26 protein-coding genes and 2 pseudogenes are annotated in these 23,309 nt (G+C 34.9%); 19 read left to right on the top strand and 9 right to left on the bottom strand.

From position 1 onward, the window contains the following. Together NiCM35_RS16470 and NiCM35_RS16465 are read left to right on the top strand one after the other, a co-directional pair. Positions 1–1,596 (top strand): dihydroorotase, encoded by a 1,596-nt coding sequence (locus tag NiCM35_RS16470; protein ID WP_433780137.1) that lies wholly within the window; start codon positions 1–3, stop codon positions 1,594–1,596. 64 nt (positions 1,597–1,660) lie between these two features. Further along, a complete protein-coding gene (locus NiCM35_RS16465) occupies positions 1,661–1,846 on the top strand; it encodes a hypothetical protein (protein WP_095332753.1) in 186 nt (61 codons plus the stop codon). A gap of 103 nt (positions 1,847–1,949) precedes the next feature. Here the strand turns inward: NiCM35_RS16465 and NiCM35_RS16460 are convergent, their stop codons facing one another. The 4 genes and pseudogenes from NiCM35_RS16460 to NiCM35_RS16445 all read right to left on the bottom strand — a co-directional run bounded on the left by NiCM35_RS16460 (position 1,950) and on the right by NiCM35_RS16445 (position 5,012). After that, complete coding sequence (locus NiCM35_RS16460; RefSeq protein WP_433780135.1) at positions 1,950–2,270, bottom strand: hypothetical protein; 321 nt, start codon at positions 2,268–2,270, stop codon at positions 1,950–1,952. A 129-nt stretch (positions 2,271–2,399) separates the two neighbouring features. Next, positions 2,400–2,519: pseudogene (locus NiCM35_RS16455) on the bottom strand (recombinase family protein); the annotation flags it as partial. Positions 2,520–2,831: 312 nt separating this feature from the next. Further along, the gene (locus tag NiCM35_RS16450) at positions 2,832–3,560 is read right to left on the bottom strand and encodes an SIS domain-containing protein (protein ID WP_433780134.1); all 729 of its coding nucleotides are present in this window, start codon (positions 3,558–3,560) and stop codon (positions 2,832–2,834) included. A gap of 60 nt (positions 3,561–3,620) precedes the next feature. Then, positions 3,621–5,012: a nucleotidyltransferase family protein gene (locus tag NiCM35_RS16445; RefSeq protein WP_303983680.1), complete on the bottom strand. Its 1,392-nt coding sequence runs from the start codon at positions 5,010–5,012 to the stop codon at positions 3,621–3,623. A 232-nt stretch (positions 5,013–5,244) separates the two neighbouring features. Between NiCM35_RS16445 and NiCM35_RS16440 the strand changes: the two genes are divergently transcribed. From NiCM35_RS16440 to NiCM35_RS16405, 8 genes are all read left to right on the top strand, one after another. Continuing rightward, positions 5,245–5,958 (top strand): GntR family transcriptional regulator, encoded by a 714-nt coding sequence (locus NiCM35_RS16440; protein WP_123258392.1) that lies wholly within the window; start codon positions 5,245–5,247, stop codon positions 5,956–5,958. 342 nt (positions 5,959–6,300) lie between these two features. Next, positions 6,301–7,290, top strand: coding sequence for an ROK family protein (locus NiCM35_RS16435; RefSeq protein ID WP_433780131.1), 990 nt, complete (start codon positions 6,301–6,303; stop codon positions 7,288–7,290). Next, positions 7,278–8,003, top strand: coding sequence for a chitin disaccharide deacetylase (gene chbG / locus NiCM35_RS16430; protein ID WP_341123325.1), 726 nt, complete (start codon positions 7,278–7,280; stop codon positions 8,001–8,003). Before NiCM35_RS16435 ends, chbG begins: the two co-directional genes overlap by 13 nt. A 73-nt stretch (positions 8,004–8,076) precedes the next feature. Beyond that, positions 8,077–8,271 (top strand): hypothetical protein, encoded by a 195-nt coding sequence (locus NiCM35_RS16425; protein ID WP_433780251.1) that lies wholly within the window; start codon positions 8,077–8,079, stop codon positions 8,269–8,271. Beyond that, on the top strand, positions 8,223–8,330 hold the full coding sequence (locus tag NiCM35_RS16420; protein ID WP_433780129.1) for a PTS system mannose/fructose/sorbose family transporter subunit IID: 108 nt from the start codon (positions 8,223–8,225) through the stop codon (positions 8,328–8,330). Before NiCM35_RS16425 ends, NiCM35_RS16420 begins: the two co-directional genes overlap by 49 nt. Positions 8,331–8,342: 12 nt before the next feature. Further along, a complete protein-coding gene (locus NiCM35_RS16415) occupies positions 8,343–8,630 on the top strand; it encodes a PTS system mannose/fructose/sorbose family transporter subunit IID (protein WP_433780245.1) in 288 nt (95 codons plus the stop codon). Between the two features lie 119 nt (positions 8,631–8,749). Next, positions 8,750–10,045, top strand: coding sequence for a neutral/alkaline non-lysosomal ceramidase N-terminal domain-containing protein (locus tag NiCM35_RS16410; RefSeq protein WP_433780127.1), 1,296 nt, complete (start codon positions 8,750–8,752; stop codon positions 10,043–10,045). A gap of 80 nt (positions 10,046–10,125) precedes the next feature. After that, the gene (locus NiCM35_RS16405; protein WP_123260408.1) at positions 10,126–10,500 is read left to right on the top strand and encodes a PTS sugar transporter subunit IIA; all 375 of its coding nucleotides are present in this window, start codon (positions 10,126–10,128) and stop codon (positions 10,498–10,500) included. 6 nt (positions 10,501–10,506) lie between these two features. Here the strand turns inward: NiCM35_RS16405 and NiCM35_RS16400 are convergent. Beyond that, positions 10,507–10,623, bottom strand: a pseudogene (locus NiCM35_RS16400) (AsnC family transcriptional regulator); the annotation flags it as partial. Between the two features lie 121 nt (positions 10,624–10,744). Between NiCM35_RS16400 and NiCM35_RS16395 the strand changes: the two are divergent. The 5 genes from NiCM35_RS16395 (at position 10,745) to NiCM35_RS16375 (ending at position 17,220) form a co-directional block, all read left to right on the top strand. Next, entirely contained in the window at positions 10,745–11,161 is a 417-nt protein-coding gene (locus tag NiCM35_RS16395) for a carboxymuconolactone decarboxylase family protein (protein WP_123258386.1), read from the top strand. 1,070 nt (positions 11,162–12,231) lie between these two features. Continuing rightward, on the top strand, positions 12,232–13,680 hold the full coding sequence (locus NiCM35_RS16390) for a right-handed parallel beta-helix repeat-containing protein (RefSeq protein ID WP_433780124.1): 1,449 nt from the start codon (positions 12,232–12,234) through the stop codon (positions 13,678–13,680). A gap of 74 nt (positions 13,681–13,754) precedes the next feature. Then, positions 13,755–13,991 carry an HAD hydrolase family protein gene (locus tag NiCM35_RS16385; protein WP_433780243.1) on the top strand — a complete coding sequence of 79 codons (237 nt, stop codon included), beginning with the start codon at positions 13,755–13,757 and terminating at the stop codon, positions 13,989–13,991. Between the two features lie 207 nt (positions 13,992–14,198). Further along, positions 14,199–15,032, top strand: a complete 834-nt coding sequence (gene licT / locus NiCM35_RS16380; protein ID WP_433780123.1) for a BglG family transcription antiterminator LicT — start codon at positions 14,199–14,201, stop codon at positions 15,030–15,032. 247 nt (positions 15,033–15,279) lie between these two features. After that, on the top strand, positions 15,280–17,220 hold the full coding sequence (locus NiCM35_RS16375) for a beta-glucoside-specific PTS transporter subunit IIABC (protein ID WP_433780121.1): 1,941 nt from the start codon (positions 15,280–15,282) through the stop codon (positions 17,218–17,220). A 512-nt stretch (positions 17,221–17,732) separates the two neighbouring features. Here the strand turns inward: NiCM35_RS16375 and NiCM35_RS16370 are convergent. Together NiCM35_RS16370 and NiCM35_RS16365 are read right to left on the bottom strand one after the other, a co-directional pair. Beyond that, complete coding sequence (locus tag NiCM35_RS16370) at positions 17,733–18,506, bottom strand: Cof-type HAD-IIB family hydrolase (protein ID WP_433780120.1); 774 nt, start codon at positions 18,504–18,506, stop codon at positions 17,733–17,735. 197 nt (positions 18,507–18,703) lie between these two features. Beyond that, positions 18,704–19,126, bottom strand: coding sequence for a cytidine deaminase (locus tag NiCM35_RS16365; protein ID WP_433780118.1), 423 nt, complete (start codon positions 19,124–19,126; stop codon positions 18,704–18,706). A gap of 318 nt (positions 19,127–19,444) precedes the next feature. Here NiCM35_RS16365 and NiCM35_RS16360 point away from each other — a divergent pair, with 318 nt between their 5' ends. Further along, entirely contained in the window at positions 19,445–19,864 is a 420-nt protein-coding gene (locus tag NiCM35_RS16360) for an HXXEE domain-containing protein (protein ID WP_433780117.1), read from the top strand. Between the two features lie 264 nt (positions 19,865–20,128). On the opposite strand, the gene NiCM35_RS16355 is transcribed toward NiCM35_RS16360, so the two are convergent. Beyond that, positions 20,129–20,377 carry a hypothetical protein gene (locus tag NiCM35_RS16355; RefSeq protein WP_123260425.1) on the bottom strand — a complete coding sequence of 83 codons (249 nt, stop codon included), beginning with the start codon at positions 20,375–20,377 and terminating at the stop codon, positions 20,129–20,131. Between the two features lie 242 nt (positions 20,378–20,619). Further along, positions 20,620–21,060 carry an Lrp/AsnC family transcriptional regulator gene (locus NiCM35_RS16350; RefSeq protein WP_433780114.1) on the bottom strand — a complete coding sequence of 147 codons (441 nt, stop codon included), beginning with the start codon at positions 21,058–21,060 and terminating at the stop codon, positions 20,620–20,622. A 121-nt stretch (positions 21,061–21,181) separates the two neighbouring features. Here NiCM35_RS16350 and NiCM35_RS16345 point away from each other — a divergent pair, with 121 nt between their 5' ends. The 3 genes from NiCM35_RS16345 (at position 21,182) to NiCM35_RS16335 (ending at position 23,199) form a co-directional block, all read left to right on the top strand. Continuing rightward, positions 21,182–21,598: a carboxymuconolactone decarboxylase family protein gene (locus NiCM35_RS16345; RefSeq protein ID WP_123258377.1), complete on the top strand. Its 417-nt coding sequence runs from the start codon at positions 21,182–21,184 to the stop codon at positions 21,596–21,598. A 201-nt stretch (positions 21,599–21,799) separates the two neighbouring features. After that, positions 21,800–21,973 (top strand): YjfB family protein, encoded by a 174-nt coding sequence (locus NiCM35_RS16340; protein ID WP_082138312.1) that lies wholly within the window; start codon positions 21,800–21,802, stop codon positions 21,971–21,973. A 467-nt stretch (positions 21,974–22,440) separates the two neighbouring features. After that, positions 22,441–23,199, top strand: a complete 759-nt coding sequence (locus NiCM35_RS16335; protein WP_123260429.1) for an IclR family transcriptional regulator — start codon at positions 22,441–22,443, stop codon at positions 23,197–23,199. The last annotated feature ends 110 nt before the right edge of the window (positions 23,200–23,309 follow it).

The following is a 23,309-nucleotide window of genomic DNA, read 5'->3' as shown; positions in this document are numbered from 1 at the left end:
TTGGCTGATAAGCAAGACGTTTTGGCTGATACTTCTCAAGGTTTGGCTGATAAGCAAGGCGTTTTGGCTGATACCTCCCAAGGTTTGGCTGATATCTTCGCCGCATTGGTTGATCAATCGATTTTTTCATATAAAAAAGGAGTGGAGAGTATGTTGTGGGATCATGTTATTAAAAACGGCTATTTATATACCGGAAATGGATTTGAAAAAGGGCATCTCTATATTAAAGATGGAAAGATTGCGGCCATCACTCAGGATGAATTAGCGGGAGAAGTGCTAGAGGTAACAGATGGAGAAGGGTTATATGTGTGTCCGGGCTTTATGGATACCCATATACATTCAAGGGATCCAGGTCCAACGTATAAAGAAGATTTTTATTATAGCACCCAAGCTGCAGCGGCAGGTGGGATTACGACTGTGTTTGAAATGCCGAACACTAATCCTCCTATTAATAATGTCGAAAATTTTGAGAAACAAAAGAAAAATCTCACGGCTAAAGCACATGTGGATTTCGCTATATGGGGAATTTGCTTAGGGGATGCTAACCGAGAGGATATCGTTCCACTGCATCAGGCTGGGGTGATTGGCTTTAAGTTTTTCTGGGGCTATGCCATTAATAAAGAGACTTATCAGTTGATGTATAACTATAAGGATGGGGACGAAGGTGTCATTCCGCCGCTTTCAGATGGAGAGGTCTATAGTATTTTCCGAGAAGTTCAAAAAACGGGACAAATTCTTGCTATTCATGCGGAAAATAATCAAATAATCCAACGGTTGACAGAGGAAGTAGAAGCTTCTGGGAAAAGAGATTATGAGGCACTTCTGCAAGGACGCCCGAATTTAGCCGAGGAAATGACCATTCAATCTGGGATTGCATTGGCGAAAAATCTTGGCACTCGACTGCATATTCTTCATGTCAGTACAGGAGAAGGGGTAAAGCTAATAAGACAAGCGCAAACAGATGGCTATACAAATATTACATCAGAAACATGTCCGCATTATCTCTTTTTATCCAATGAGGATTATGAAAGAGTTGGTCCGCAGATGAAGGTATATCCGCCTATTAAATATAAAAAGGATCAGGAAGAGCTGTGGAGAGGGATTCAAGATGGTACCGTAACGGTTGTCTGCTCTGACCATGCTCCTCATACCGAAGAAGAAAAGGATGGCAGCTTATGGGATATCCCTGCTGGAATGTGTGGGGTTGAAACATTGGCGCCACTACTATTAAACGCAGTAAGTGAAGAGAAGATTTCTTTAGTCGATGCCTGCAAACTTCTTTCTGAAAATCCAGCAAAGCAATATGGAATCTACCCGCAAAAAGGGTCGTTACAAGTAGGAACCGATGCAGATATTACCATAGTAGATATGAAGAAAAAACATACCATTAAAAGAGAAGAGCTCCACAGCAAAAGCAAGGTAACAGCATACAACCAAACACCTATTACAGGAATGCCAGTCGCCACCATTGTCCGCGGAACAAAAGTAATGGAAAATGGGCAAATCATCAGCCAACCAATCGGAAGAATTGTGGTGCCAGGAGAGAATGAGAGGGACGGTTCTCCTTTCGAGCTTAAGAGCATAGGCGATTTGTGATTACTACTATTGAAGTTTTGTAGATAAAAAGACAGTATTGAAAAACAGGAGGAGAGCGGGATAAATGAATAAAAAAGAAAAGCTAGATTCTTTTATAAAACTATACGACCTAATCAACTTTTACTACGAAAACCGCGACCGCCCAGCAGATAGAGAATTCGACTTCTTTGAAGAAGTAAAAGTCAATTGTGAAACACTAGAGATTGATTACGATTCATTTATCAAGGAACTTCGATTGCAACGGTTGTGAGGGGAATCAGAGGGAAGGCTCTAGATTCCCTTTTTCTAAGGAAAGATATTACAAGACTTATAGTAATAGAAGTACCAATCCAGTTTTTCCTTAATAATCAACATTACTTATAAAGCTTCACTGTATCCTCCAAAAAATGTAAGTATTCAGCAATAAAAGCTTTAGGCTTTATAATTTTCACCTTATTACCGAATCCCGCTAAAAACTGGTAGGCAAATGGATTCATAGGCAATTCAATAGTGGCAAGATAACTTTCTGAATTCCCCTTGTTAACAGCGTTCTTGCCATATCTCCCGATAAATTGATCTCTGACTGCAATTAAAAAGCCGTTTATTATCAGCTGCATAGGCGCAGGTGTAGGCGGGGCAATTATTTCGGTCTTGAATGCAAAATCATATTCTCCAGGTCCGCTGGGAATTTTCAAAATTCCTACATTGATTAACCCAGAAAATGGTATAGATACAGCCTTCTGGGGGGAGTGCCAGCGTTCGTGCAACCAGGGGCACGGTAGATTGTAGACATTGCTCAAGTACCTCTTGCTCTCCATGAGGTGCTAGTTAGCCTCCATTATTTTTTGCATCTGGCGATACAGAGTCATTCTAAAGATACCAGCTTTCTCTGCAGCATCCCTGCGACTTATCCCTTGATTCATAAGATATAAGGAATAATTAATATGTGGTGGTGATTAGGTATACCTGTAAGTGGGGAACTACAAACAAGTTCAGAAAAGTTTAGAAGTTGTACTTTTTAATATTGAAGAGACTTTAAATCTGATTGAGAATAATGACTATAAAGATATATCGGAAGCTGGTTTCGATCTTTTCAGAAAGGATTCAAAAGACTTCAAGCTTTGGGATTTTTGGCTTGCTGTAATGAGAGGTAAAAGTAATAAGAGAGAGTGCTCAAAAGTTAGACTTTTGAGCACTCTCTTCATTTTCTTGGTTTATTTTAATAGCGTAATAAAGAAACACAAATTATGGATTACTTACCATTTTACATAATTTGAAAATATCTCATCATTAAATTGATCAGCCCCATCTACATTTGAACTCTTAAATACTGGAGGGGTAAAACCAGCTTCTATTAAAAGCTGTAGAGATTCAACGATGAGAGCTTGAGCAAGGAAGCATCCAACGGCATCTGAAGTAGCTCCAGAATAAATGTCGGAGTTTGAGATCCGGAAACCAGCATCACCGATAACAGCGCCATTATCGAGTACTACATCAGCAAGTTCATAAAGTTTTTTTCCGCTCTGGTGTCTTGAAGTTACACTTTGAGAATGTTTCATGCTCGTCATAGCAATGACCTTTGCTCCCTTTTTCCTTGCCTCTATAGCCATTTCAACGGGTACAGTATTTCTTCCTGAGTTTGATACAATCATAATTACATCTTTGTCTGATACTTCATGTAAATTTAAGTACGACTTCGCAAGTCCTTCGATTCTTTCAAGATAGGTGCTTTTATTTGGGCGTTCATGCAACATTAACTCTGGAGGTAAAATAGCTGTGACTAAGGCAAGTCCACCTGCACGATTATAAATCTCTTCGGCAATCATATGAGAGTGCCCAGAACCGAATACATAAAATCTTCCACCCGACTTAACAGCTTGTGAGATGAGGTTAGCACCTTCTATAATGGCTTCTTCTTGTGTTTCTTGAACTTCCATTAAAATATTGTTAAAGAATTTACTATAATCCGCAAATAATGATCCCATTGTTCTTCCTCCATTAAAAGTTTTTATTTTTGAATTTATTACTATGATAGCTTTTAAGCTTTACCATCCATAACGATGAGTGTCCCATCCTTTTTCAATTAGAGTTTGTTGGGCATACAATAACGTCTTAGATGGTATATCTTTCTCCACTGCAACACCTGATCCGATAACGCAATTACTGCCTACTTTAGTTCCCGGCATATATAGACTCAAAATACCGGTCCGAGTAAAGTCGCCAAAATAAACAGCATTTCCAAATTTCTCAGGAATTTCTCTTCTACCATTCACCTTTTGAGTTTGAGGCAGATCATCGAAACGAGTAATACCTACTGTGACTCCAGCAGCGATATCTGTTGACTCACCTATGATTCCGAACACTTCACCAAAATGTATAAAACTGACGTTATCAAAGGTAATACCGCTAAATTCTGCACAATGTCCAATGCGATTTTTACTCCCAATGACGCTATCAGGACCTATCCTGCAAAAGTTTTCTATGCGACAATGAGAACCTATTACTACGTTTCCTTCTATAGTTACACCATTTTCAATTTTTGTATGATCTCCAATAATCGCATTTCCTTTTATCGTTACATATTTTCCTATTTCCACATGTTCTCCAAGCTTTATACATCCTTGAATATCAGCTGTCGGATGGATATTACAAGTCTCAGGAATATCATTATGTTGAAGTTTATTTGTCATAACCGATAGCGCCAGCTGATTAGCTTGCATTAGGTGCCAAGGCTTATCTATATCAATTACTCCATCTGTGACAGGATAGGATGAAACCGTATATCCTTCTTCTACTAACCATTGTAGACTTTGCTCAAATTCCATCTCGTGTTGTGGCATAACTCCTGTCGGTACATTTTTCATGAAACCTGGGTTATGGTGCAACATTCTCTTCAGCGCTTTTGTACTTAGAGCAAAGACGCCTATGAGTCGCTCTTGTACATAATGAGGACGAGGGTGACCATAAATATTCTGAACGCTGTTTCCGGTCCCTTTGGAAATTCCAAACCAATCAGGTGCAAATTCATTTGTTATAGGTTTAGATAAAATGAGTGTATCTACAGTATTAAGTTCTTTTTTATAGGCATCAACAAAACTAGTTAATCTCTCTAGAGTAATAAAGATATCTCCATACATGATCAACAAATGTTCGTCGTTAACGAGGGACACTACTTTTTCTAAACTATCTGCAGTCCCCTCAGTTACCGAGAGTTCAATAGTTTCAACTCCTTCAAAATCGCAAACAAGAGATTTAATTCTGCGTCCTAGATAACTAGTCACAATAATAATCCGGTCAAAAGACAAGCTCTTAAGATGGTTTACGAGATGAACGATATTTCCTTGGTTAGCTACTGGTAATGCTGCCTTAGGCCAATAATCATTATATGGCCACATTTTTTTTCCTTTACCTGCAGCCAATATAATAGCTGTTTTCACATCAATCACTCCGTATGTTTATTTAGTCAAAATTTAATTAAACCCTAAAAAGTAATGCATTACGTCCTTTAATTTTTTTAAATCTAATGAATCATATCCATCCATAAAGATTTACACCATAATTCGAATTTATACCTCCTTTATAAATTGATATATACCAATTCTCTTTAATTATTATAAAAATATGGTTATAATGTCAATAGAATAATCTTAAAAAAAAGGAATGTGAAACATGAACAATAAAAAAACCCCTTTATATAAACAACTGAAAAAGGAAATTATACAAAAAATTGAAAGAGGGGAGTTGAAACCGGGTGATGTGTTACCACCTGAAAGAGAACTTGCAGAATTATTCGAAATGAGTCGCATGACGGTGAGGCAAGCTATTTCAGAATTGGTCAATGAATATATTCTCATAAGACGACACGGCAGCGGGACATATGTAGCTGAATCTAAAATTCCACAAGGCAGGCGTTTAAAGAGCTTCAGTGAAGACATGAGCGCGCGAGGACTGTTGCCCGGATCCAAGGTTCTAGAGAAAACAATAATTGTAGAACCTCCTGCAAACATGATTGCTGATTTAAAATCTGAGGGAAAGATTCTTATGCTGAAGCGTTTAAGATTGGCAGATTTGTATCCTTTAGCAATTGAAACAATAATACTGCCGATTGAAAAGTTTAATAATCTTGAAAGTAGAAACTTCGAGAACGAATCGCTATATCGAATCTTAGAGGATGAATACAGTATAAAGATTACAAAGGCTCAACAAAAAATCGAGGTAAGAATGCCTACTCCTCAGGAGTCAGAATTACTTGAAATAAACTATTCTGTACCCGTCTTTCATTTTAAACAGATAACCTTTGATCAAAATAACGAAATTTTCGAGGTTGCTCATTCAGTATATAGGGGAGACAGATATGAAATAAATACTGAAATTTATAGCTAGACTATGACTACGAATCCAAAATAAGGGATTCGTATTTTTTTAAAAATTAAATTGACAAAAATATCGGGCAAATATAAAATTTATATAAATTGGTTAATACCAATTTAAAATTGGTATTAACATCAAAAGATTTGTGCTCTTGTTATGTATTGTCGATCTATGGCTCCATTTTTCCGTTTCCGGCCTGGCCATATAATTTGGTATTGATACTAGTTTTGGTCTATATCTTAGTTGGTTTTATTTTAGGATTAGTCCTAAAAAGAAAAACGCAAAACCTTGTACAGGATGTTAGCAAAATTATTAGTTCAGATGGTTCAGAAAAAATGTAGAAAAGGTGATAAAATGAGTGGTTTGTATGGATTAGTGGATATTGGAGGAACTAAAACTCTAATTGGAATAGCCACTAATGAAAAAATTATTGGCACACGTCAGTTGATGTCTAAAACTATAGAATCACCACAAATGCTGATAGATATTCTTATGAAAGAATTCGATTCATTAATAGCTGAAACGGACCATAAATATGGAAGGTTAATCTCGGTCGGTATAAGTGTTCCAGGGCCGTTAAATCGACAAAATGGAGTTATTCATTTCACGGGAAATTTAAAGTGGTCCAATTTTAAGATTGTGGAAGAACTAAGAAAAAGGCTCAATGATATTCCAATAATCATAGATGATGATGCTAACGCTGCTGGTATTGCAGAAGCGATTTATGGAGCAGGAAGAGGCTATAAGAATCAAATATATTTGACAGTCAGTACAGGTATTGGAGGTGCAATCATTATAGATGAAAAACTATATTATGGAAAACAAGATCTTGCGGGCGAAATCGGTCATATGACGGTATCACCAGACGGACCACCATGCTCCTGTGGGAATTTTGGTTGTCTAGAAGCTTTGGCTTCTGGAACATCTATTGCAAAAAAAGGGGAGCAATTATTGATTCAAGAGCAATCTCAAGTACTATTAGAACTTGCTGGTAAGAATTCGGTTACTGCTGAAATGGTTTTTGAGGCCGTTAGGTTGGGAGATCAAGCCTGTTTTTCTATCATCCAACAAACTTGCCGATATTTAGGGATTGGTTTGGCAAATATAATACAGATTTTCAACCCTGACGCGATAATTTTAGGAGGCGGAATTATGAATAATCAGTCAAAACTATTAATTCCATTAATAGAAAGTGAAATGAATCAACGCTTGTTCAAAATTCACAGGGGTCATATGGATCTTAAATTGGCTGCACTTAGCGGACAGAGCGGTTTATGGGGAGCATGGCATTTAGCCAAAAATTTCCCTTCTAGTGCGGAGAGAAACTCATCATGCCATATTTAATAGTAAATGCTGATGACTTTGGTCTTTCAAAAGGAGTAAATTACGGAATTATTGATGCACATGTAAGTGGAATTGTTACATCAACAACGCTTATGGTGAACATGCCGGCAGCGAAACATGCCTCGAGCCTAGCAAAAAAATATCCTTCTTTGGGTGTTGGAGTTCACCTCAACCTAACGGCAGGTAAACCTATTCATCAAAATGTTCCATCACTAGTCAATCAAAAGGGATATTTCCATAGCAAGAAAGAAGTTTTAAACAAGGCAAATGTAATGGAGATAGAAAAAGAACTTAGGGCGCAAATTAACGATTTTTACACTCTTGGATTGAATCCTACTCACATAGATACTCATCATAATTTACACGGTACAGAGCCAGTTTCTTCGATTGTAAAAGTTTTGGCTGAAGAGTACCGGCTGCCAATACGTCAATTAAATAAGGAAGATCCAGCGATAAACACTCTAGAGTTTTGTTCTAAATTCCATGATGATAATGCTTCTTATGAAACTTTATTGGATATTTTTGAGCGTGCAAGTGTGACCCCTTTAGAAATGATGTGTCATCCTGGTTTTGTTGATCAACAACTTTTAAATCACAGTTCTTATAACATACAAAGAATAAAGGAATTAGATATATTAACTGATCCCTTAACAATAACTGCCATTCAAAAAGCTAGGATCCAGTTAAAATCTTACAAGGAGCTCAGATGGTAATAATACTGTCTATATGCAGTACTTTTCAATTTTTACAATTATATGTTTTAAACCGAGTGGGGAGGATACGATATTGATCTCTTTTGGATTAATTTTAGTTAGCCATGGTGGACTTTCAAAAGGTCTTTTATCTTCGGTAGAAATGATTATGGGACCTCGAAGTGCAAAAAATGCTGAAACTAAAATTGATAAAAAATACTTAGAAGTATTTTCTGGAGATTGCAATTATTTCAGGTTTCATGGAATTACGAACGAATGCAAGCGTTAGTATTTGCATTTACTATGAAACCGGTCATAGAAATGCTCTATAGGAGCTGCCTTTGCTAAAGATGAAAGCCAATTCTTGCTCTTATTCTATTTAGCGTAGTTAATATTCCACTTAAATCGTACGGTATTAAAATAGGATATGAAAAGGGCGTAAACTTTTTAGTTGAAACTGAAAAGTCAGGAATTGTTCAAAGATATATTGCAATGGCAACGATGTTAGGGATTGTAGTTATTGGTGGTTTAATCCCGCAACTTGTACAATTAGCCACTCCTTACGTACTAAAAGTGGGAGGTGCAGAAATAAAGTTCCAGGAAATCTTTGATTGGATTTTATCTAGCTTTACTTCCCCTAGCTATTAAAGTTATTAGTTTCCTATTAATTAAGAAAGGTTTTAGTGCAATCAAAATTTTAATGGGAATGATTATTTTTTGTGTATTGGGTAAATAGATTGGTATTTTATAATGGATAAGGTGATCAAATGAATATTTATTGTGGATCAGCTAAAGTTGATATCACACCTACTGAAAGTAAGCTTTTAGCAGGTTATATGGCTACAAGACAATCTAAGGGAATTCATGATCCAATTTATGCACGAATTGTTGCAATCAGATCTCAACAGACTTTTATAATTCTAGTTAGCTTAGATTTGATTTGTATAGATCAAAACTATACAGTCGAACTTCGCAAAAAAATTTCAGACCAAACAAATGTTTCAAAAGAATGTATCTTTCTTCACGCTACGCATACTCATTCTGGTCCAGGGGGGACTATTCAGGAAACATCTCCCATCTGGAGAGCATTTCCTGATTTATGGATGCCATACGATAGAATACTGGTAAATGAACAACATAAAAAAATTGTTGAGGCTGTTAAACTAGCATTGGAAAATTTAGAAGAATGTAAAGTTAGTATTTGTGAGGGGGAAGCCAGCGGCATTGCTGCTAATAGGATATCATCTGAAATAGAATATTCCTCCATTTTAAAAGTAATAGAATTTGAATATTGCAGTACGAACAAAAAGGTTATAGTGTATCACTTTGCATGCCATCCAACGATAATGAATAGAGACAACCTTCTAATTAGTGCTGATTTCCCTGGAGTAACTAGCTCTAATTTAGAAAATGAAAATAATGTAGAAATTGCATTATTTATAAATGGTCCGTCAGGTGATATTAGTACCCGTTTTACAAGAAAAGAGGCAAGTTTTTATGAAGTAAGAAGGGTAGGAACAATATTATCAGTAGCGGTACTGGAATTATTAACTCACAAAAAACAAATCAAGGTTGATACCATAACTTCTAAAATAGAGAAAGTAGAATTGGGCCTTCGCAACATAGAAGATTCTGCGCAACTGCAGCATAAATTGCACGAACTTAAACAAAAACATAAAATCCAAAGAGTAACAGCTGGAAACAACTGTGCCTATTTAAGAAAGATAGAATCAGAGATTGAAGGTGTTTCTGCATTAATCAAGAAATCAGGAGCGTTAGAAAATTCGTTAACCATTTCTACCGAAATACAAGTATTAAAGTTGGGTGAGATCTTATTTGTATCAATACCTGGAGAAATATTTAATGAAACTGGAACAGAAATAACTAATAACTACAATGGAGTACCAGTATTCATAGCTGGTAACACTAACGACTATATAGGATATATAGTACCAGAAGGCTACTATGCGAGTGACAGCTATGAGGCATATATGACGTTATTAGAAAAAGGATCCTCAGAAAAAATAAGAGACACAATACTCTATATGATGGACCAAGTGTAGGTGAGTATTTTACTCCATTAATGGCGCGATTGTTTAACAACACAAACAGAAAATGACCAAATTTTTTATAAAAAGCGTCCATGAAATATATTAAGAGTAAAAAAACAGGCTCTGTCCTCCGTTGGCAATATCCCTTCAACTGTGCGGGCTGTATCTCCAGTAAAGGTATTGTTACGACTCTTTTCAAAACAAAGCATGCCATTGGAAGTACATCTGACAATGGGGCAGAAATCTTAATTCATATTGGAATGGATACAGTCCAGCTAGAAGGTAAATACTTCATAGCACATGTAAAACAAGGAGGTAAAGTGAGTGCTGGTGACTTGTTATTAGAATTTGATAGGGAAAAAATTAGAGAAGAAGGATACAATCTGATTACTCCTGTTATTATTACAAACAGTGCTGATGTTAAACAAATCGATACGACAAGGGAAAGGACAGTAAGTGAAAAGTGAGTTGTCGCGTTCTGTTACAGACGGAGAAAATAAATTAATTCTTCTTCCAAGTTCACTCATCGATAATCGACTACTTTGGTTTAATTCATCGATTATTTTCTTATCAATTAAATCTATTTTCATTTTTAATAAAAAACCTCCATTTTCATTAATTTTATAAAGTGTTTAGAAGGAAAATATACCATTTTTAATGGGAATCTTTTATATTCTCCAGTAAAATTAATTCTACAAGGAGGTAGTAAGGATGGCAAGAATTAATGAATCAAAAAACGGTGAAACACCTTTTCAAAGACTCTTAGGATATAATGTAGATGTCTTAAATGGATGGAATCAATTAGGAGATGTGTTGGAAAAAGATTTGAATCTATCATCCCATCTAAAAGAACAAGTAAGAAGAACCTTAGCACAAAGCAATGGGTGTGAATATTGCAAGGCAAAGGGAAAACCTGAACCCCACCTGTTCGATGAAAAAACGTCGATTGCAGTAGGGTTTGCAGAAGCCTTTTTGAAGCAAAAAGGGGATATTTCAGATGCCCAATTTAATATATTGAAAGAGTATCTTTCAGAAGCGGAAATCAGTGAGCTTATTGCATTTATCACCTTTACTACCGCTTCCCAATATTTTGGCGCAATAATGAAATTAGAGCCTGTGACAATATAACAGATTCAGAGGGACGGTTCTGCCGCTTCCCTTTTGTCAATTAATGGCGAGGAAATTGGAGATAAATAGATATAAAGATAGAGAAACATACCGCCTAATGAGATTTTGTTATAAGCAATTAAGGCATTATCAATAGGAATGAAGCAAGCGCAAGTGAGGACAAGGAAAAAGGACCATTTTTATGGTTCTTTTTTTCTTTGTAAGTCAATTGGATCTTTATAATATATTTATACTTAACCTATTAAATTTACGTAAAAAGTGTATTTCGTTCATCCTAAAAAATCTCCATCCAATAATTCATTTTTTAGTATGTGATTAAGGGACGTGTTTTAACGAAATAACTTTACCGGAGATTATTTCCCTAATGTAGCTGTTGAATTTCATTTTATTGAAATGATCGATTAGAATTTCTGCTTCAATATAACTTCTTAGTGACTTACATCCACCAAAAAGAACATTTTTAAAGGGGTGGAAAAATAAGTTTCCAGTATCTAGATTCTTATCCTCTATAAGCATAGTTTCAAATATTATCAACATTGTTTCTTCCGCTCTTAATGGGATAATAGAGAGTTCCTACAATATCCATTCGGCATTATTTTCTATAACAAAGTTAAAGCATTAGTTATAGTTACTTTTGTTATTAATTGTATGAGTTTTTCTCGCCTGTTCTATGTTCTCTCTTATACCTGAAACACCCAGAAAACGAATCCCTCCAGATCAACCAATAAATCAATCAATCTTCTATTTTATGTTCTGGCTCTCCAATTTGGCTTATTCAATAATTCCAAACGATCCAATTTTTAAGTTAGAAGGTGTCCTCTTGAAAGTAATAAGGATTTTTTTTGTTAATTTTTATCGAATGTAGCATTTGCGGCAGGCACGGACCTGCAGTATGTGTAAATTGGAAAGCAGAGACAGCATATTTTATGGATCGTATAGATTTTTGTGATAGAATTGTGACTGCTAAGATACGGTCATAAGCATTAAGGAAATGAATTGAAAAATCAGATGGCATCTATTTCATTTATCAAAACCATCTAAAAATAAAAGAACTTAGGGGGGGAACAAATTTGAAAAAGGGAGTAGTTATCCTATTAGCTATTGTTGTTTTTGCCATGATATTAATATATGGTTTTATGCATATGACAGGGCAAACGGAGCATAAAAGGATAGAATCAAAAATAAAACAAGGGCAGGGAACTGGAAACCAATCCATTTATGTTTCTCCAACAGGAAATGATCGAAATGATGGAAGTAAGGAACATCCCTTTCAAACATTAAAAAAGGCGACAGATAAAGCGGTAGCAGGAACAACTGTTTATATACGTGAGGGTATTTACAAAGAACCGCTCACGGTTAAACATAGTGGAAAAAAAGAACTTCCGATTGTCTTTCAAGCCTATGACCAAGAGGAAGTAATAATTAGCGGTGTGGAGATGGAAGAAAAAGAAGAGGAGACATCTCTCATAACGATTCAGAATAAAAATTATGTTTCTATTAAAGGATTAATAATGGAAGACTTATCTACTAGTCTTGCTGATGAAACAGTCATGGGAATATATATAGCAGGGTCAAGCAGTCATATTGTGATAGAGAACAATGTAGTAAGAAAAATCAGCACCATGAACGAGGATGGGAATGCACATGGAATAGCAGTTTATGGAACAGAGGGAATTAAGAATATTGTCATTCGCAATAATGTGGTCCAAGATTTAAAGCTTGGAGCAAGTGAAGCACTTGTCTTAAATGGTAATATAGACGGATTTATCATTGAAGGGAATACAGTTCGTAATAATGATAATATTGGCATTGATCTAATTGGATACGAAGGCACGGGAAAAAAGGATGACTTCACCCGTAATGGAATGATCAGAAATAATATAGTATATAATAATTCTTCATTTGGTAATCCCGCTTATGGAGATGATTATAGTGCAGCGGGGATATATGTAGATGGCGGCAAAAATATAAAAGTGAAATCTAATACGATTTATCTTAATGACCTTGGGATTGAGGCAACATCTGAGCATCGAAAGAAGTATGCAGATAATATTGAGATTACCCACAACATAGTTTATGAAAATGTTTATACCGGTATATCTATTGGGGGATATGACGAAGAGCGTGGCGGTACTACCAACACTATTATTGCAAAAAATATTCTCTATCAAAATGATACAAAGGGGTTAGAGGGGGGACAGCTGCTTTTGCAATATGATACGAAAAAGAATACCATCCAACAAAATATTATGACAAGTAGTTCTTCACAGTTATTTATCGTTAATGAATTTCAAAAAAATGTAGATAATCGACTAGTGAAAAATATTTATCATAAAGGAGAGAACAAACAGGGAAGATGGATCTGGAAAGAAGAAGAATATACAGATTTTATAGATTTTAAAGAAGCCTCCAACAGTGATAAGCAATCCATGTATATTGATCCAAAATATAAGAATCCCTTAAAGCATGACTTTGACTTGAAACCAAATTCCCCTGTTTACGATATTTTGAGTGAATGAGTAAGAAAGCAATTAATATTAACCGATGCAATCCATGAGCAGGGGATCCTGCAAATGCCTTTGATGTAGACTTTATTCCGCTAAATACAGGGAAACGTGCAGTAGCCGATTTCATAATGAAACAGTTTAAGATTTCCGTGGCAAACACATTTGCGTTCGGGGATAGCGGGAATGATATCGAGATGCTTAAAGCTGTTGAACATGGCTATTTATTGAATAATGCCACCGAAGAAGCAAAACAATTGCATAATAGGATAACCCCAGAACCTTATGCCAAAGGGATTAAAAATGTTTGTATGCTACACTTTTAAAGGGAAATTACAGTTTTTTAAATCCAGCTGCCAATACGGTATCTGGATTTTTTTCTGGAAAGGGAAAGCTCGTTTAATTTAATTCTTGATTGGATATTCCCTTCCTGCATATTTTGCGCTTTGATTCTTGTTGACACTCCATTTCTTTGTTCCTTATTATAGAAATAATAACGAAAAAATAGCAGAAATTAGAAAGGTGGTGCAAATTTGAAAGTAATTAAAGTTTTCAATAACAATATTATTAGTGTCATCAATAATCAGAACAAAGAATTAATGATAATGGGAAGAGGAATTGGTTTTCAAGTAAAACCTGGAGATTTGGTCAATAAGAAAAAAATTGAAAAAATCTATACGCTAGACAGCAAAGAAGTGTCGGAAAAATTTAAAACCCTGCTTCGTGAAGTTCCGATTGAAGTAATGGAAGTATGTGAAGAGATCATCCTATATGCGAAAACGGTATATCATAAGAAATTAAATGATATTATTTATGTTGCTTTGACCGACCATATTAATTTTGCGATCCAACGAAAAAAGGATGGCTATGAAATTAAAAATGCTCTCATGTGGGAAACGAAGAAATTATATAAAGATGAGTTTGCTATTGGGGTGGAGGCTATTAAGATGATAAAGGAAAGGCTTGGGATTGAGCTTCCTGAGGATGAAGCTGGTTTTATAGCTCTTCATATTCTGAACGCAGAGTTGAATGATGATATCACCAATATTATGTCTATTACCAAAGTCATTCAGGAACTTTTAACGATTGTAAAATATCATTTTAAGATAGACTTTGATGAGGAGTCGTTAAATTATTTTCGTTTTATCACGCACCTAAAGTTTTTTGCCCAACGAATGCTCACTCGCACTTATATGGATAATGATGATGATGATGATTTATTTAATATCGTAAAAGAAAAACATCCCAAAGCCTTTTCCTGTTCGGTAAAAATTAATGATTATCTTAAAAAAAAGTATCATTATGCACCAACCAATGAAGAACTGCTTTACTTAACGATTCATATTGAAAGAGTGTGTCAGCGTTAAATTGTTCAAAATTTACATTTATCAAAAAAGAAAGGGTTTACATTTTAGTGGATTTATATTATATTGAAGGCAACAGCAAAATATCTGACCGTAATAGGGTTGTTACTGGTAAAGCAGGCAAAACCTAAGTCACTTATAATATGAGGCTCATGTCTTATATTGTAAGAGATTTAGGTTTTTTTGTTTTTCATGATTCGACACGATCTGAAAATTTTGCTAAATAATACATGTTGGAGGTGTCACCATCATGAAATATGAACAACTAGCAAAAGACATAATACAAAATGTCGGCGGGAAAGAGAATGTAAAGAGCGTAACCCATTGTATTACACGTTTACGTTTTAAGTTGAAAGATGAAAGTAAGGCAAACACAGAGGTATTAAAAGACATGGATGAAATTGTAACCGTTATCAAAAGCGGTGGACAATACCAAGTGGTAATTGGAAATCATGTGCCAGATGTCTACAAAGATGTTGTGGCAGCAGGCGGATTTTCATCATCAGCCCCAGTAGATTCAGAGGATGAAAACCAAGAAAAACAAAGCTTGTTCAATCGCTTTATTGATATTATCTCAAATATTTTCTCCCCAGTTTTAGGTTTGCTAGCTGCAACAGGTATTATCAAAGGTTTTAATGCATTATTCGTGGCATTTGGCTGGATCAGTAATGTACCAGTAAATGCTCAGACAGGGGCAGTGGAGTCTACCTATGGAATCTATGCCTTATTAAATGCGATAGGCGATGGTTTCTTCGTATTTTTGCCAATCTTCTTAGGTTATACGGCAATGAAAAAGTTTGGCGGAACACCTATGTTAGGGATGGCTATCGCTACAGCTTTGGTACACCCAACTCTTGTGGATATCAAAGCGCTTGATCCAATTATGACAGTTTTTCAAGGAACACTATTTGAATCACCAATTCAAATCGAATTTTTAGGAATTCCCGTTGTTCTAATGACTTATACATCTAGTGTTATTCCGATTATCTTAGCAACATATTTTGCGGCAAAAGTAGAAAAATGGTTAGCAAAGGTCATGCCAGCGGTGGTAAAAAGCTTTTTTGTTCCACTATTCACCTTGTTATTGATTGTCCCACTAACATTCTTAATTATTGGACCTGTATCAACATGGGCATCAAATCTTCTTGGTCAAGGAACTTTATGGATTTATGAAACTGTTCCAGCTATTGCAGGTTTGGTCATGGGTGGTTTTTGGCAAGTATTTGTTATCTTTGGTCTTCACTGGGGATTTGCTCCAATCGGTTACAATAACTACCCCGTATTAGGCTATGATAATTTCTTGATAATGGCATTTGCAGCATCGTTCGCGCAAATTGGTGCCGTCTTAGCTGTTATGCTTCTTACTAAAAATAAAAAGGTAAAATCATTAAGTGTTCCAGCCTTTATTTCTGGTATCTTTGGTGTAACAGAACCAGCAATTTATGGGGTGACACTACCACTTAAAAAGCCGTTTATTATCAGTTGCATAGGCGCAGGTATAGGTGGGGCAATCATTGCGGTCATGAATGCAAAATCATATTCTCCAGGTCCACTAGGAATTTTCAAAATTCCTACATTGATCAACCCGGAAAATGGTGTGGATTCATCCTTTTGGGGTGCGATGATTGCGATTGGTGTTGCATTTGTATTATCATTCGTTCTTACATTATTGTTTGGTGGTATTAATAAACAAGTAAAAGAAGTGGTTAGTGAAGGGAAAGAATTAATGAAAGGAGTAAGAAATGAAGAAATAGTTAGCCCGATTTCTGGTGAACTAATCTCTCTGAAAGAAATTCCTGATCAAGTTTTTGCTTCCGAATCAATGGGGAAAGGCGTTGGCATTATCCCTTCAGCAGGGCGGGCTGTATCTCCAGTAAACGGTATTGTTACGACTCTTTTCAAAACAAAGCATGCCATCGGAATTACATCTGACAATGGAGCAGAAATCTTAATTCATATTGGAATGGATACAGTCCAGCTGGAGGGTAAATACTTCACAGCACATGTAAAGCAAGGAGATAAAGTGAGTGCTGGTGACTTGTTATTAGAATTTGATATGGAAAAAATGAGAGAAGAAGGATACAATCTGATTACTCCTGTTATTATTACAAACAGTGCAGATTATAAACAAATCGATACGATAAAGGAAAGGACAGTAAGTGAAAAGCAAGTTGTCATTACGGCTGTTTAATCAATATTGTCCAGAATAAAAAATTAAGCGTTTTCTAAGTTGGTGCAACTGACATTAGCTAGATGGTAGTAGCGATTTTGTTAGAAGCGTTTCCTAAAGCTAATGTTTATAACGGAAGAAATTTAACTATTGATTAGAAATACTAATAAATAAGAAGAGGGAAGGTCACCATATGAGGGGAACCTTCCTTTTTCTAATCGTGCAGGAATAGTGGACAAATACTGTGTGGACAAATACTGTATAGAGATAATAAAGACGTTTAATTTTGAAATAAAAAACAAGAACCTTACTACGATTTACTGTAGTAAGGATTTTTTCAAGTTGATTAATTTTGTATCAATATAAATATTCTTATCTTCGAATTTGATAATAAAGTTGTTTGATTCTTATTCAACTAACGCCCCCTATAGCTTAAGTGTATTTATTCACAAACTTTATTTTTGTCTCGCTTATTCAACACGAAATACAGCGATTTCTTAATTGAACAATCGCTGTCCGAACCAGGTATTAATTTAAATAATTCCATACTTTTTTAATGCATAGTATATTCCATCTTCACTTGATGGTTTGGTAACAAAATCTGCAACATTTTTCAATTTTTCATTTCCATTCCCCATTGCTATACCTAAGCCAACTAATTCCAACATATCAATATCATTTTCGCCGTCTCCAAATGCAATAGCTTCCGATTTATCTATACCAAAGAAATCTAATGTTCTAATTATAGCTAAAGACTTGGAAACATCCTCCTGTAAAACATTTAACACATAAGGATGCCATCTTTTGAAAGTTAGATGAGGAAACTTTAGTCTATACTTCTCAACAACTTCATCATTTGTATACAAACACAATAAAAATACTTCTTCTTTATGAATTGAGTCATAGAATTCAGGATATTCATTCAGAGACAAGGTTTCCCTCAGTGCAGTTGAGATTTCCTTCTCTTTTACACCATTCATCCTGAATTTTTCTGTATAGAATGACAAACCATTATTCTCTAATTTGGCAAATTCCATAACTTCTTGGATAATATTTTTATCAATTGTTACTTTATGTATAACTTCTTGAATGTGCTTTACGTATCCCCCATTTGCTGTAATAAATGTTTCTATACCTAATTCCTGTAATTCCTTACACATAGATAAAGGTCTTCCTGTTGCCACCACTACTTTTAGCCCTCTACTTTTCAAAGTTTTAATAGCTTCAATTGTGGATATAGGAATACTGCCATCTTTGTGATTTGTAATAGTCCCATCAACATCGAAAAAAACAATTTTATAACTCATAAATTTCTCCCTTACTACAGTTCCAATAAAAGTAAAATCCCTTTCTAATATTGGACATCTGAACAAATAATCCTTCTTTAGCTAAACTGCCCCGTTTCTTCCATAAGCAAGGAATGCTTCCATAGTTCCTGAAGATGCAAAGCATTACTATAACCCCATTTTATTTAACTCGAAACTTAATCTCTAAAAAATACCTTTTAATTTCGGGAATACTTAAGTGGGATGAGTTCACTAATTGCAGTTTTAATTAACTCGCCGTTTATTTCTAGAAGGACAAAACATTCTGGTGCATAGTCAGAAATCAACTCCCTACACATACCACAAGGACTTACTACCTTTATACGTCTATCTACTTCATCAGAATAGGGATGTCTGACTGCAACGATTGTATCAAAATCCTTTTGTCCATTTGATATAGCACTACCGATTGCAATAGCTTCCGCACAAACCGTCACTCGTCCAATATACGCTTCAATGTGTACTGCCGAAATAATCTCCCCTGTTTTCGTACGAATGGCAGCTCCCACATGATGTTTATCGTCTTCATAAAGCATTGTTATCTTCTTTCTTGCTACTTCTACTAATTCTATATCTTCTTTAGTTGTGTTAAATATTTTCATATGGACTCCTCTTACATTAGTTGAATTTATGCATTTAGTTATTCATTTATTATTCAGAATTTTAATGTCCATGTTACAATGTCTTGTTGCACTATGCTGCCCCATTAGTACCATAAGAAAAGCCGCAGGGTATTGGCAGTTGAACATGAATATAAGCAGATAAAGTTGAAAATAATCACCTTCTCCATGAGTGTATATTTATTTGGACTCTATAAAATTGCTCTATAAACTTCATCGAAAACTTTAATATTTTTTTACAATTAATGCTAATATAGAACTATTCTATATTTTATTTACAAACGAGGAGGTTTACATTGAATGTTTCACATTGAATTACACAACGCACTGTGGCTTTTTGTTATAGTTTTTATGCTTCATGATTTTGAAGAGATAATAACTGTTGAAAACTGGTCTCTGAAAACAAATCATTTAGTTAAAAATACAAATAATAAGATAAAACTATTAATTTGGAAGTTTTGGAATATTAATTCGAATTCATTTGCTAAAAGAGATGTATTCATTTTTCTAGTAGCTTCAAGTGTTGTCTTTTTAAAAGTTCAATTTATTTATAGTAATTGGATAGGAGTATTATTTATATCTTTTTTAAGTTTCGTTCTCTTACATAATCTTGTACATATCATACAAACAATCATTTTAAAGGTATATACTCCTGGTCTTTATACAGCAGTTTTACTTGTTACCCCTTATACCCTCTATCTCTTAAACAGGTTAACTTAGGTCCTGCAAATTAATTGTTCGGTAGGTTAATTACTTAACCTACCGTATTACCATCTAACCTTACTAATCATTTTAGCATAACATATTAGTATTCTTATTCAACTAACCTGCCCCTTTAGTTTAATAACTTCAACAAAAAAAGCATTAATCCTTCTTGGACTAATGCTACCGGTTAGCTAACCATTAAGAGCGCTTCGCCACAGAAATTGTAAGAAAATTAGGTTCTTACATGGTAGTGGAATAACATTGTTTATACCTACATTCCTATGGTGCAAAAGGAAAAATAAAATCTAACAAAGGGAATAAAGACCAGATAAGAAGTAAAATGTTAACTATTAACCCAATAAACTTGGTTATCCCCTTATAATTAACCTTTTGCAACCAATAACATAGGACATATATCAATATAATGGCATATGGTAGATTGTTGCTTCCAGATACAAGTGTTATTATCATTGAAGATAAAATAATTATTCCTGCAATTATATTAAATAGATGTAACGTTTTACTCATTTTCTTCCCTCCTTAATCCAATCTAACATATATTTCCACATTTAGTAAACTCGTTATCAATTAACCTGCTCCGTTAGTTCAAGAAGAACTGACAAGATTACGATGAATGCTCTTCATTTTTAAATAACTTTATTGTTTATTAAATAACTTTAATATTTTTTAAAGAACATTATTATTCGTGAACAAATACTTTAATAAAAAGTATTTTAAGGGGCACTCAGTTAAACAAAATCTAATTAAAATCAGTCCATCCCCATTCTTAAATTCGTATCCACCTTTGAAAAAATAAAATGCGTTACAGTGTGAGCAAAAGGATTTACATCTTCAATAAATTGTTCTGCTTTGGCAAATGTATCGAATTGCATTTTTAGCATATAGCAGGCATTTCCAGCAATTCTGTAACAAAACTCTACATTTGGCTGCTCCTCAATATACCTTTTAAAAGAATTATAATCACCATTTTTGACTGTTGCTTCAATAATACATTGAATAGGAAGTCCAAGTTTACTGTAATCCACTTCTAAAGTATACCTTTTGATTATTCCAAATGACTCCATTTGCCTTACGCGTTCTGTTACAGACGGAGAAGATAAATTAATTCTTCTTCCAAGTTCACTCATCGATAATCGACTATTTTGGTTTAATTCATCGATTATTTTCTTATCAATTGAATCTATTTTCATTTTTAATAAAAAACCTCCATATTTGTTAAGATTGTAAAGTGTATCTATAAAAAATGTGTCATTTTTAATGGGAACCTTTCATAATCTCCAGTAAAATTAATTCTACAAGGAGGTAGTAAGGATGGCAAGAATTAATGAATCAAAAAACGGTGAAACACCTTTTCAAAGACTCTTAGGATATAATCTAGATGTCTTAAATGGATGGAATCAATTAGGAGATGTGTTAGAAAAAGATTTGAATCTATCATCCTATCTAAAAGAACAAGTAAGAAGAACCTTAGCACAAAGCAATGGGTGTGAATATTGCAAGGCAAAGGGAAAACCTGAACCTCACTTGTTCGATGAAAAAACGTCGATTGCAGTAGGGTTTGCAGAAGCCTTTTTGAAGCAAAAAAGGGATATTTCAGATGCCCAATTCAATATAGTGAAAGAGTATCTTTCAGAAGCGGAAATCAGTGAGCTTATTGCGTTTATCACCTTTACTACCGCCTCTCAATATTTTGGCGCAATAATGAAATTAGAGCCTAAGACAACTTAATAAATTCAGAGGGACGGTTCGGCCGTTTAATGAATGGCAAGAAGATTGGAGATAAATAGAAATAAAGATAGAGAAACATACCGCAAAAGGGGATTTTTATTATAAGCAATTAAGGTATTACCAAGCTCTAAGTAATAGATTGGTAAAAATTTGTTTACAGTTATGTCTGGCAGCCGATAACAAGAAGAGGTGGTGAAAAAAATGGATATTGCTGCATTATCAATAGGAATGAAGCAAGCAAGCTTATCGCAAAATGTCGGCATAGCTTTAACAAAAAAGGCAATGGATACCGCTGAACAGAATAATGATCAATTACTAAAAATGCTAGAAGCCCCCCATCCCACACTAGGGAAATCAATTGATCTTTCGGTTTGATATTGGTATCCACGCCAAGCAGGTGAGGGCAAGGAAAAGGAACCATTTTCATGGTTCTTTTTTCTTTGTAGGTCAATTGTATCTTTATTATATATATCTATCTTTTTTCTTTTTTGGAAAAATTTATGAAAATTACTTAAATAAAAAAATGGATAATTGATAAAAAAGGGTTCCACGTCTTGGTTTAAGTAAATTTATAAAAACAAGGAACAATAGTATAACGCAAGAAGCTTTTAGTGAGTTAATCCAACTCTCTGAAGCTTCTTTTTTCTGAAACAAACTATTTTATTGGTGGGGTGTTATAGATTTAAAATTGCTTTCAAAGGATTTATTTTAGCGATTATTTTTTTGTTAGCGATTCCACAAAACATATTGACACTGCAAATAAGGGGTGATATTATGTATCGGAATTAATCACATATATGATTTTACATCACATATGTGATGTAAAAGAAGGAGAGGATTGGATGTCAGTTAAATCTGCCGAAAGGGTTCTGCGAATTTTTGAACTACTTGCCCATTATCCGGATGGGTTATCAATTAAAGAAATTAGTGAGAAACTTTCATTCCCGCAAAGTAGTACATCTAATCTCGTGGCAACGCTTTTGGAACAGAATTATCTAAGTATAGATGTATTGAAGCGATTTAAATTAGGAGCAAAATTAGTTCACATTGGTACGCTTGCTATGGAAAATATGGATATATCTATCCAAGCTAAGCCATATTTGCAAAAATTAATGGAAAATGTTCAAGAGACTGTATTTATGGCAACGCTTGCTGAAAATGAATTAGTTTATGTCCAAAAAATAAACAGCAATCGCTCCATCCGTACAACTGCCCAAACTGGCTATCGTAAACCATTGTATAGCACGGGGTTGGGGAAGACCTTTTTAGCTAATATGTCAGAAGAAGAGAGAAAGCGGATTTTAGACCAGATTGAACTTGTTCCGATTACAGAGAAAACGGTGACAGACAGAGCGGAATTAGAAAAAGAGCTTTATCAGTATTCGATGATTGGATATACGATTGATGATGAAGAAGGAGAAGATGGATTGTATTGTGTAGCGGCACCTGTATTTGGACCAGGACGCAAGCTGGAAGCAGCAATAAGTGTAGCAGGCCCAAGGGAAAGAATGCTTAAACAAAAAGAAGAAGTAGTAGAAAGAGTTCTTTGGACAGCGAAGAAAATATCGGAAAGCATGGGGTATATTTTATCCCACACTTAACGGACAGTAAGACTCAACCTTAAGGTTATGAGACTTCGGGGGGGATTTGTTGCAATCGACTATTCATAAAGTTCCGAATGTTCAATTAACTTTCAGTGGGATGTAGCCCC

Source organism: Niallia sp. M35, assembly GCF_050971705.1.
Taxonomy (GTDB): Bacteria; Bacillota; Bacilli; order Bacillales; family Cytobacillaceae; genus Niallia; species Niallia circulans_A.
This window is presented reverse-complemented; position numbering and strand designations above follow the sequence as displayed.

Excerpts from the sequence above, each read along its gene's own strand:
- NiCM35_RS16440 (WP_123258392.1), top strand. The coding sequence starts at position 5,245 with ATGAACAATAAAAAAACCCCTTTATATAAACAACTGAAAAAGGAAATT.
- NiCM35_RS16365 (WP_433780118.1), bottom strand. The coding sequence starts at position 19,126 with ATGAAAATATTTAACACAACTAAAGAAGATATAGAATTAGTAGAAGTA.
- NiCM35_RS16340 (WP_082138312.1), top strand. The coding sequence starts at position 21,800 with ATGGATATTGCTGCATTATCAATAGGAATGAAGCAAGCAAGCTTATCG.
- NiCM35_RS16355 (WP_123260425.1), bottom strand. The coding sequence starts at position 20,377 with ATGAGTAAAACGTTACATCTATTTAATATAATTGCAGGAATAATTATT.
- NiCM35_RS16450 (WP_433780134.1), bottom strand. The coding sequence starts at position 3,560 with ATGGGATCATTATTTGCGGATTATAGTAAATTCTTTAACAATATTTTA.
- NiCM35_RS16360 (WP_433780117.1), top strand. The coding sequence starts at position 19,445 with ATGTTTCACATTGAATTACACAACGCACTGTGGCTTTTTGTTATAGTT.
- NiCM35_RS16335 (WP_123260429.1), top strand. The coding sequence starts at position 22,441 with ATGTCAGTTAAATCTGCCGAAAGGGTTCTGCGAATTTTTGAACTACTT.
- NiCM35_RS16345 (WP_123258377.1), top strand. The coding sequence starts at position 21,182 with ATGGCAAGAATTAATGAATCAAAAAACGGTGAAACACCTTTTCAAAGA.
- NiCM35_RS16370 (WP_433780120.1), bottom strand. The coding sequence starts at position 18,506 with ATGAGTTATAAAATTGTTTTTTTCGATGTTGATGGGACTATTACAAAT.
- NiCM35_RS16405 (WP_123260408.1), top strand. The coding sequence starts at position 10,126 with ATGAAATATATTAAGAGTAAAAAAACAGGCTCTGTCCTCCGTTGGCAA.
- NiCM35_RS16395 (WP_123258386.1), top strand. The coding sequence starts at position 10,745 with ATGGCAAGAATTAATGAATCAAAAAACGGTGAAACACCTTTTCAAAGA.
- NiCM35_RS16410 (WP_433780127.1), top strand. The coding sequence starts at position 8,750 with ATGAATATTTATTGTGGATCAGCTAAAGTTGATATCACACCTACTGAA.
- NiCM35_RS16350 (WP_433780114.1), bottom strand. The coding sequence starts at position 21,060 with ATGAAAATAGATTCAATTGATAAGAAAATAATCGATGAATTAAACCAA.
- NiCM35_RS16435 (WP_433780131.1), top strand. The coding sequence starts at position 6,301 with ATGAGTGGTTTGTATGGATTAGTGGATATTGGAGGAACTAAAACTCTA.
- chbG (WP_341123325.1), top strand. The coding sequence starts at position 7,278 with ATGCCATATTTAATAGTAAATGCTGATGACTTTGGTCTTTCAAAAGGA.
- NiCM35_RS16465 (WP_095332753.1), top strand. The coding sequence starts at position 1,661 with ATGAATAAAAAAGAAAAGCTAGATTCTTTTATAAAACTATACGACCTA.
- NiCM35_RS16375 (WP_433780121.1), top strand. The coding sequence starts at position 15,280 with ATGAAATATGAACAACTAGCAAAAGACATAATACAAAATGTCGGCGGG.